Here is an 8728-nt window from a genome sequence, read left to right on the forward strand (position 1 = left end):
CTCCGGCGTGCAACAGTCCCGTACGGAGAGCCGACTCCACCAACACGGGGGTTTGGTGGAGTCGGCTCCTACCGGGCATCGAGGGGTCGGCTGCCCGTCAGCAGCTCGGCCTGGCACGCGTTCCTGCCGAGCGCGTACGCCGGAGCATTCGCGCTGGCCGCTCGCGCGCCAGGACGTTCCCGAACCGGGCGCCGCTGCGCGCGGGGGCGCGGACCGGTGCCCGGCCTTGCCGGAGAGGGCCTAACGCAGCGCGGACAGCCCCGGTGCGGCCGCGAGCAGCAGCACGGTGGCCGGTGCGGCGAGCGCGGCGAGTGTCAGCCGTAGCCGGTGGTCCATCGGTAGGCGGGGTTCGCCCGCCAGCAGCCGGTCCACCCGGCGTGGCGCCTGTGCGGCGAGCTGCGGGGTACGGGCCGTCGGGACGGAGTGGCAGGCGCCGAAGACCCCGTTCCCGGAGTTCAGCTCGACCAGCGCGAGGGCCGTCGTCAGCCTGCCGTGCCGCCGCGCCGCACGGTCGTCGGCGGCGAGCTCGATCAGTTCGCCGACCTGGTCCCGGAAGGCGCTGAACACCCCCACCCCGGGGAAGCCGGCCGCGAGCGCCTCGGCGCACTGCGCCAGCCAGTGGTGCCGGGCCCGTACGTGCCCGCGCTCATGGCTGAGCACGGCGGCCAGTTCACGGTCGCTCAACTGCTGCAGCGCGCCGGTGGTGACCACCAGTCGGGCGCCGGGGCCGGGCAGGGACCAGGCCTCCGGGCGGAGGTTCTCCAGGACCACCAGCCGCTCACGATCGGCCCGGCGGGCCTTCGGGCGACGGGCCGTCAGTTCGGCCGGGATCTCGGGGGCCCGGCGGTTCAGCTGCGCGTGCCGTCGGCCGCGCAGCACCCGGGCCGACCGGACCTCCCGGGTGAGCGAGAAGGCCGTCCACAGCCCGCCGAGCGCCAGCAGCGCCGCACAGAACCGCCCCCAGCCCTCGCCGCCCGCGAGTCCGTACGCCGCTTCGACGCCGTGCGGCGCGCCCGTGAAGACCAGCGTGCGCAGCTCCGGCAGGGCGGCCGTACCGGCGAGCAGCAGGCTCAGTACGCAGCAGAGCAGTACCGCGATCACCAGGCACTGCCAGACGCACAGCGCCAGAACGGGTTCGCGCTCGGCCCAGCGGGCCCGGGCCAACCGGCCCGGCGCGACGGTGGACAGCAGCAGACCGAGCAGCAGCAGGCTCAGCAGGGCCGTCATGGCAGGTGCTCCCCCTGGAGACACGGGAGCGCGGCGTGCGCTCGCCTCAACCTACGCGCTGCCGTCGGCCCGGGGAACGCCTTCCACCCGCCAGTGACCAACACCACCTCGACGGCCACCCACAGCCGGCCAGCCCCGCCGGCACCGCCCGTCACATGGTCAGGAGCATCGCGAACATCCCGACCCCCATCGCGAGTCGGCACGCTCGCGAAACCCCCGCGCCCCCGGCACCCCGCGCGCCGACGGGCACCGGCCCGACCACCCCGCCGGAGACGGTCAGCAGCCGGCTCCCGGTCCACAGGGCGTAGCAGCCGAAGTAGACCAGCAGCGCTCCGGTGAGCAGCGGCAGCCCGACGGGCGCGCCGTGGTGGTGCAGGTGCTCCGAGCCGCCGGCCATCGTGAGCGCCATGTACGTCATCGCGAGTGCCCCGATCCCGTGGTGCAGCCGGTGCGCCCGCAGCCCGGTGGTACCCGGCCCGGCCACCGCCGCCAGCAGGGCGACGGCGAGCAGCCCGTACAGCCAGCCCCAGAGGACCGTCGGCCACAGGGCCATCCCCGCCATGCCGAGACCCATCAGCGCCTCGGCCGCGTCCGACTCGCGGGCCGGCCAGCGGCCGGTGCCCGCGCCGGGCAGGGCACAGGCCGCTGCGGAGCTCCGTAACCGCGTCAGGCAGTAGAGACCGGACCCGGCGGTGAGGCCCGCCAACAGCCAGGTGACGACGGCCGGACCGTGCATCGGTGCCCCTCTCGGCCGCTGCGTACGGGAGTACCGTCCACGATCACCGATCACGGTCCGGCACAGCAGGGCGCGCGCGGGGGCGCACGGAGGTGTTGACGGGCTGTCACCGGCCGACGAGCGCCGGTGCGCGGGCTGCTGAGGCGCGGGCTACTCTGACGCGGGCTACTGTGGCGCGAGCCTCCCGGCGGCCACGATCCGGCTGAGGAACTGCCGGGTGCGCTCCTCCCGGGGATCGCCGAAGACCTGCTCGGGCGGCCCCTGTTCGAGCACCACGCCGGCGTCCAGGAAGCAGACCTGGTCCGCGACTTCGCGCGCGAAGCTCATCTCGTGGGTCGACAGCACCATGGTCATGCCCTGGATCTTGAGATCCCGGACCACCGCGAGCACCTCGCCCACCAACTCCGGGTCGAGCGCCGCCGTGATCTCGTCCAGCAGGAGCAGCCGTGGCGTGGTCGCCAGCGCCCGGACGATCGCCACCCGCTGCTGCTGCCCGCCGGAGAGCCGGTCCGGGTACTCCTTGGCCTTGGCGGCCAGGCCGAGCCGGTCCAGGAGCTCGCGCGCCCGGTCCTCGGCCTCGGCCCGGCCGACACCGTGGACGCGGCGCGGGGCGAGGGTGATGTTGTCCAGCACGGTCATGTGCGGGAAGAGGTTGTACGCCTGGAAGACGACGCCGATCCGCCGCCGCACCGCGTCCTGGTCGGCGCGGGGATCGGTGACGTCCTCGCCGTCCAGCAGGATCGCGCCGTCGTCGATGTCCTCCAGCAGGTTGGTGCAGCGCATCAGCGTGGACTTGCCGGAGCCGGAGGCGCCGATCAGCGCGGTGACCGAGTGCGCGGGCACGTCGATGCTGATGTCGCGCAGCACCACCTGGTCGCCGAAGCTCTTGCGTACGGACTCCAGCCGCAGCACGGGGGTGGCGGGGGTGGTCATACGAGTCCTCCCTGCCACTGGCGGCGGTTCATCCGGGCGGTGATCCAATCGGTGAACCTGGTCATCGGGACGGTCAGCACGATGAAGACCAGGCCCGCGACCAGGTACGGCGTGTAGTTGAACGACTGGACGGCGATGATCTTCGCGGCGTACACCGCGTCGATCACCCCGCCGATGGACACCAGACCGGTGTCCTTCTGCAGGCTGACCAAGTTGTTCAGCAGTGGCGGCACCACCCGGCGCACCGCCTGCGGCAGCACGACGTACCGCATCGCCTGGGCGTTGCTCAACCCCAGCGAACGGGCCGCCGCGCGCTGGCTCGGGTGCACCGACTGGATGCCCGCGCGGAACACCTCGGAGACGTACGCCGAGTAGGTCAGCACCAGCGCCGCTCCGCCGAGCACCATCGGGTCGGTGGTCACGCCGGTGAGCCGGAGGGCCGGTACGCCGGTGATCATGATGAGCAGGCAGATGATCATCGGCAGGCCGAGAAAGAAGTCCACGTACGCCGTGGCCAGCAGTCGCACCGGCAGGAACACCGGCCCGCGCAGCGTCCGCGCCACCGCCAGCAGCAGCCCGAACACCAGGATCAGCGCCCCGCAGACCACCATCAGCTCGAGGTTCACCCGCAGGCCCTTGAGCACCTCCGGCAGAGCCTGCCTCGCGAAGTGCAGGCTGAAGAACGTCTTCCGGGTGACCGCCCACCCCGGCGAGTTGACGATCACCAGGTAGAGAACCAGCGCCGTCGCACCCGTGCTGACGGCGGCGATCAGCGCGGACCGCCGCGCCCGTTGCCGCCGGTACGCCTCCCGGGCGAGCCGCCGCGCCGAGGGGCGGTACGGCTCCTCCGCGCTCACCGTCGCGTCCGTGACCGTCACTTCAGCACCGGCGCGGACACGGCGTCGGACAGCCACTGCTTCTCCAGCTTCGCCAGCGTGCCGTCCGCGCGCAGCGAGTCCACGGCCTGGCTGACGCAGCCGGTCAGCGAACTGCCCTTGTCCAGCACCAGGCCGAACTGCTCCGCCCCGATGCCGCTGCCCGCCAGCTGGCCGACCACGGCGGCGTCGGTGATCTCGGCACCGGTGATGTAGAAGGCGGTGGGCAGATCCACCACCAGGGCGTCGATCTGACCGTTCTTCAGCGCGGACTTCGCCAGGTCGTTGTCGTCGAAGACGGCGGGCTGCGTCGAGGGCTTGATCTGGTCGGTGATGGTCGACAGGCTCGTGGTCCCCACCTGTGCGCCCAGCTTGGCGCCCTTCAGGTCCGCCAGGTTCTTGGCGCCGGCCAGTTTGGAGCTCTTCAGCGCCACCACGGCCTGCCGCACGTCGTAGTAGCCGGAGGAGAAGTCCACCGACTTCTTGCGGTCGTCGTTGATCGACACCTGGTTGATGTCGAAGTCGAAGTCCTTGGCTCCCGGCGCGAACGCCTTGTTGAAGGGGCTCACCACCCACTTGACCTTGCCCTGCGGGTAACCGAGCCGGTCCGCGACGGCGTACGCGACGGCCGACTCGAAGCCCTTGCCGCTCTCCGGCTTGTCGTCCGAGAACCACGGCGCGTACGCCGGCTTGTCCGTGCCGACCGTCAGCGCGCCCGCCGTCCTGGTGCCCAGCCCGCCCTTGACACAACCGCCGGCCGCCGCTCCGGAGGCGCCCCCGCCGGAGGTCGTGGCGCTCTGCGGAGCGCAGGCGCCCAGTGCCGAGGCCGCGAGGACGAGCAGCGCGGTGAGCGCCGCAGCCCGGCGGGGGCGTGGCGCGGGGGCAGCGGCGGAAGCAGGGGCGGACGCAGGGGTCATGGCAGGACTCCAGAGAGAGGTGATGAAGAGAGGGGAGTACGCAGAGGCAGGGGAGTGCGGACGGGAAGCCGTGGGAAGAGTGCCCAGCACGCGGGGTGAGGACACCGGATCTCCCGGTGGCGGCGCTGCGGGGCTCGGGGCATGGTCGGCGTACGGCAAGGTCTCCGCGGTGCCTCCCGGGCCGGGCGTCAGTGGCGGCAGCGACAGCCGTGCGCGCGGCAACAGGAGCACACCCGGAGCAGGTCGATGTGGCGCTCCGCCACTTGGATCACCGCCGGGAGCATGGCGGGAGGTTCGCACCCCATCCGTACATCTGTCCAGATCATCCAGAACAGCGTCCGAATGGTGGACACCTCGGCTGTTCCCCGGTTGCTGGTCGAACCCCCCTTGAACAGGAGAACCTTTCGAACCTATGGTGTCTCTGTCGAAATAACTCCTGTCTAAGTGAGTCTCAGATGCAGAATCTTTCGCCAGGGCTCGCTGTGGCGGCCAACCTTCCCGCACAGCCCGCAGTCGGCCACGCGGCTCACCCCGCCTGGCTGCGCCTCAAGGACGCGGTGGAGGCCCTCCGGCCCCTGCAGTCCAAGGACGGCTCCATCGACCTTGCCGCCGTCCAGCGGCACGCCGTCGACCCGCTGCTCGCGACCGTGCTGGCCTCGATCGAGGAGCTCACCCCGCTCTTCCCGCACGACGCCGAGTACCTCACCGCCGTCGTCGGCGACCTCAGAAAATGGGCCGACACCGGCTACCGCGAGCCCGACTTCCTCGACTCGCTGCTCGCCTTCCAGCCCGCCGCGCAGCGCGAGGACGGCCTCGAGCACCTCGTGGTCTTCCCGATGTACACCCAGAACGGCAACCCGAACCGCAACCTCGAAGCCGTCCTCCTGACCGTCGTCTGGCCCGAGTGGCTGGCCGAGCTGGAGCGCACCCGCTTCGACAACCCGATGTTCGTGCCGATCACCTTCACCGACTTCACCGCCGGGTACGACACCAACTCCGCCGTGCTCTTCCCGGAGACCGTGGCCGTCCGCCAGGCGCCGGAACGGTTCACCTGGGGCGGCATCTTCTGCGACCGCGAGGCCGCCCGCTTCCGCGCCGTCACCACCTCGGCCGTCAAGCTGCTCGGCCTGGAGATCCCCGCCGACGCCGCCGAGCTGCTGGCCGACCAGGCCCGCTCGCAGCAGACCTTCGTCCTGTGGGACCTCGTCCACGACCGGACCCACAGCCACGGCGACCTGCCGTTCGACCCCTTCATGATCAAGCAGCGCAGCCCGTTCTGGATGTACGGCCTCGAAGAGCTCCGCTGCGACCTGACCGCCTTCAAGGAGGCCGTCCGCCTGGAGGCCGAGGGCTACGAGCAGGGCCGCGACGTCCAGTACGCGGTCCTCTTCGACCGGATGTTCCGCTTCCCCGTCAGCGGCGACCGCGTCCGCAACTACGACGGCATGGGCGGCCAGCTGCTCTTCGCGTACCTGCACAAGCACGACGCGCTGCGCTGGCGCGACAACCGCCTCAGCATCGACTGGGAGCGGGTCGCCGACGTCACCAACGCCCTCTGCGGCGAGATCGAGACCCTCTACCGCGACGGTATCGACCGGCCCAAGACCGCCCACTGGATCGCCGCGTACCAGCTGGTCTCCCGCTACCTCACGCCGCACCCCGCCTCCACCTGGGCCAAGGGCCCCGAGGCGCTCCCGCTCGACACCGCCGACGGCAAGGCCCTCAACAAGGCCCTGTGCGACGCGGTGATGCCCGACGAGTTCCCGCTCAGCATGTTCTACGAGGCCCTGAACAAGAAGCTCAGCGGCGTCATCGCCGCCACCACCGGCATCACCGGCAACGGCGCAAAGGGAGTCGCAGCATGAGCACCGCCTCGAACATCACCTCGGTCCCGACCCGCCTCGACGGCAAGGTGATCGCCGTCGCGGGAGCCAGCGGCCCGGCCGGCCAGGCCGTCCTGCGCCGCCTCGCGGCCGCCGGCGCCACCGTCATCGGCGCCGACATCGACCAGCAGCGGCTCGACAGCGCCCTCGCCGCCGTCCGTACCGCCGTACCCGGCGCGAAGGTCAGCGGCCAGGTCATCGACCTCCTCGACCCGCAGGAGGTCCACGACTGGGCCGACCACCTGGAGGCCGAGCACGGTCACGTCGACGGCCTGCTCCACCTGGTCGGCGGCTGGCGCGGCAGCAAGACCTTCTTCGAGAGCCGCATCGACGACTGGGACTTCCTGCACGACACCGTCGTCCGGACCCTCCAGCACACCTCGCTGGCCTTCCAGCCCGCCCTGGTCCGCAGCCCCGCCGGCCGCTACGCCATGGTCTCCGCCGCGGCCGCCCACAAGCCGACCGCAGGCGGCGCCGCATACGCCGCGGCCAAGGCCGCCACCGAAGCCTGGACCCTCGCCATGGCCGACTCCTTCGCCAAGGAGACCACCGCCGCCGACGGCACGCCGACCGCTGCGGCTGCCATTCTGGTGATCAAGGCACTGGTCTCCCCGGAGATGCGCGCCGAGAAGCCGAACGCCAAGTTCGCCGGCTTCACCGACACCGCCGACCTCGCCGACACCCTCGCGGGCCTCTGGGACCGCCCGGCAGCAGAACTGAACGGACAGCAGTTGTGGCTGACAGCCCGATGACCTCTTCCACCCCGGTCCCGACCTCCGGGACGGAAACGACCGACGCGACACGGCGACACGACCCCGCCGTGCGCGGCTTCGCGAGCGACAACTACGCGGGTGTCCACCCGGAGATCCTGGCGGCCATCGCCCTCGCCAACGGCGGCCACCAGGTCGCGTACGGCGAGGACGACTACACCGCCCACCTCCAGGACGTCTTCCGCCGCCACTTCGGTGAGCGCGCGGAGGCGTACCCCGTCTTCAACGGCACCGGCGCCAACGTGGTCGCCCTGCAGGCGCTGCTCCCGCGCTGGGGCGCGGTGATCACCGCCGCCACCGCTCACATCAACGTGGACGAGTGCGGCGCGCCCGAGAAGATCGCCGGGATCAAGCTCCTCACCGTCCCCACGCCGGACGGCAAGCTCACCCCCGAGCTGATCGACCAGCAGGCCTGGGGCTGGGGTGACGAGCACCGCGCGCAGCCGCTCGCCGTCTCCATCACCCAGAGCACCGAACTCGGCACGCTCTACACCGCCGAAGAGATCAAGGCGATCTGCGACCACGCCCACGAGCACGGCATGCTCGTGCACCTGGACGGCTCGCGCATCGCCAACGCCGCCGCCTCCCTCGGCCTGCCGCTGCGCGCGTTCACGACGGACGCCGGCGTGGACGTGCTCTCCTTCGGCGGTACGAAGAACGGCCTGCTGCTGGGCGAGGCGGTCGTCGTCCTCAACCCCGAGCGCGTGCGCAACCTGAAGTACCTGCGCAAGATGTCGATGCAGCTCGCCTCGAAGATGCGCTTCGTCTCCGTCCAGTTCGAGGCCCTCCTGTCGGGAGACCTCTGGCTGCGGAACGCCTCCCACTCGAACGCCATGGCCCAGCGCCTGGCCAAGGCGGTCGGCGACATCGACGGCGTGACGCTGGTCCGTCCCGTGCAGGCCAACGCGGTCTTCGCGATCCTGCCGCGCGAGGTGAGCGAGCGGCTGCAGAAGCGTTACCGCTTCTACTTCTGGAACGAGCACACCGGCGAGGTGCGCTGGATGGCCTCCTTCGACACCACAGAGGGCGACATCGACGCCTTCGCCGCCGCCATCGCGGAGGAGATGGGCCGCCTCTGACCCGGCCCGGGCCATGCCCGGTGCCGTTGACGCTTGCCAGCCCCTGCCTGCTTTTTTCGTCGGGCAGGGGCTGACTTGCTCACAGCGGCCTGCGGGCGTAGTGTTCCCTAGTCGCTCGACAGGGAGCACCGGACACGCATCGGCGCGGACGGTCCCGGGGCGGCCAATCCTCTGAACCACCACTTCGCTCTTCCCGTATTCGTACGGGCTGGCTGTCGTGCGCGTTTATATGGATTGCGGCCGGATTCGCTTTATGGAGCGGGGTTCGGCTAAAGTTTGGGACGTCGGAAAGCGCAGCACGGCGAATG

At 71.3% G+C, this 8728-nt stretch carries 8 protein-coding genes; 3 read left to right on the forward strand and 5 right to left on the reverse strand.

Features of this window, described 5'->3' with window-relative positions:
• Positions 1–240: 240 nt before the first annotated feature.
• The 5 genes from P3T29_RS27025 to P3T29_RS27045 all read right to left on the reverse strand — a co-directional run bounded on the left by P3T29_RS27025 (position 241) and on the right by P3T29_RS27045 (position 4688).
• A complete protein-coding gene (locus P3T29_RS27025) occupies positions 241–1227 on the reverse strand; it encodes a M56 family metallopeptidase (RefSeq protein ID WP_280719254.1) in 987 nt (328 codons plus the stop codon).
• Between the two features lie 151 nt (positions 1228–1378).
• The gene (locus tag P3T29_RS27030) at positions 1379–1963 is read right to left on the reverse strand and encodes a DUF5134 domain-containing protein (protein WP_280719255.1); all 585 of its coding nucleotides are present in this window, start codon (positions 1961–1963) and stop codon (positions 1379–1381) included.
• Positions 1964–2128: 165 nt separating this feature from the next.
• Positions 2129–2896 (reverse strand): amino acid ABC transporter ATP-binding protein, encoded by a 768-nt coding sequence (locus P3T29_RS27035; RefSeq protein WP_280719256.1) that lies wholly within the window; start codon positions 2894–2896, stop codon positions 2129–2131.
• Entirely contained in the window at positions 2893–3774 is an 882-nt protein-coding gene (locus P3T29_RS27040) for an amino acid ABC transporter permease (protein ID WP_280719257.1), read from the reverse strand. Before P3T29_RS27040 ends, P3T29_RS27035 begins: the two co-directional genes overlap by 4 nt.
• Positions 3771–4688, reverse strand: a complete 918-nt coding sequence (locus tag P3T29_RS27045; protein WP_280719258.1) for an ABC transporter substrate-binding protein — start codon at positions 4686–4688, stop codon at positions 3771–3773. Before P3T29_RS27045 ends, P3T29_RS27040 begins: the two co-directional genes overlap by 4 nt.
• A gap of 455 nt (positions 4689–5143) precedes the next feature.
• Between P3T29_RS27045 and P3T29_RS27050 the strand changes: the two genes are divergently transcribed.
• The 3 genes from P3T29_RS27050 to P3T29_RS27060 are packed head-to-tail and all read left to right on the forward strand — an operon-like array spanning position 5144 to position 8420.
• Positions 5144–6553, forward strand: coding sequence for a DUF6421 family protein (locus P3T29_RS27050; protein ID WP_280719259.1), 1410 nt, complete (start codon positions 5144–5146; stop codon positions 6551–6553).
• Positions 6550–7323: an SDR family NAD(P)-dependent oxidoreductase gene (locus P3T29_RS27055; RefSeq protein WP_280719260.1), complete on the forward strand. Its 774-nt coding sequence runs from the start codon at positions 6550–6552 to the stop codon at positions 7321–7323. Before P3T29_RS27050 ends, P3T29_RS27055 begins: the two co-directional genes overlap by 4 nt.
• Entirely contained in the window at positions 7320–8420 is a 1101-nt protein-coding gene (locus P3T29_RS27060) for a low specificity L-threonine aldolase (RefSeq protein ID WP_280719261.1), read from the forward strand. The genes P3T29_RS27055 and P3T29_RS27060 overlap by 4 nt, the downstream gene beginning before the upstream one ends.
• Positions 8421–8728: the final 308 nt, after the last annotated feature.

It is taken from the genome of Kitasatospora sp. MAP5-34 (assembly GCF_029894335.1).
GTDB lineage: Bacteria > Actinomycetota > Actinomycetes > Streptomycetales > Streptomycetaceae > Kitasatospora.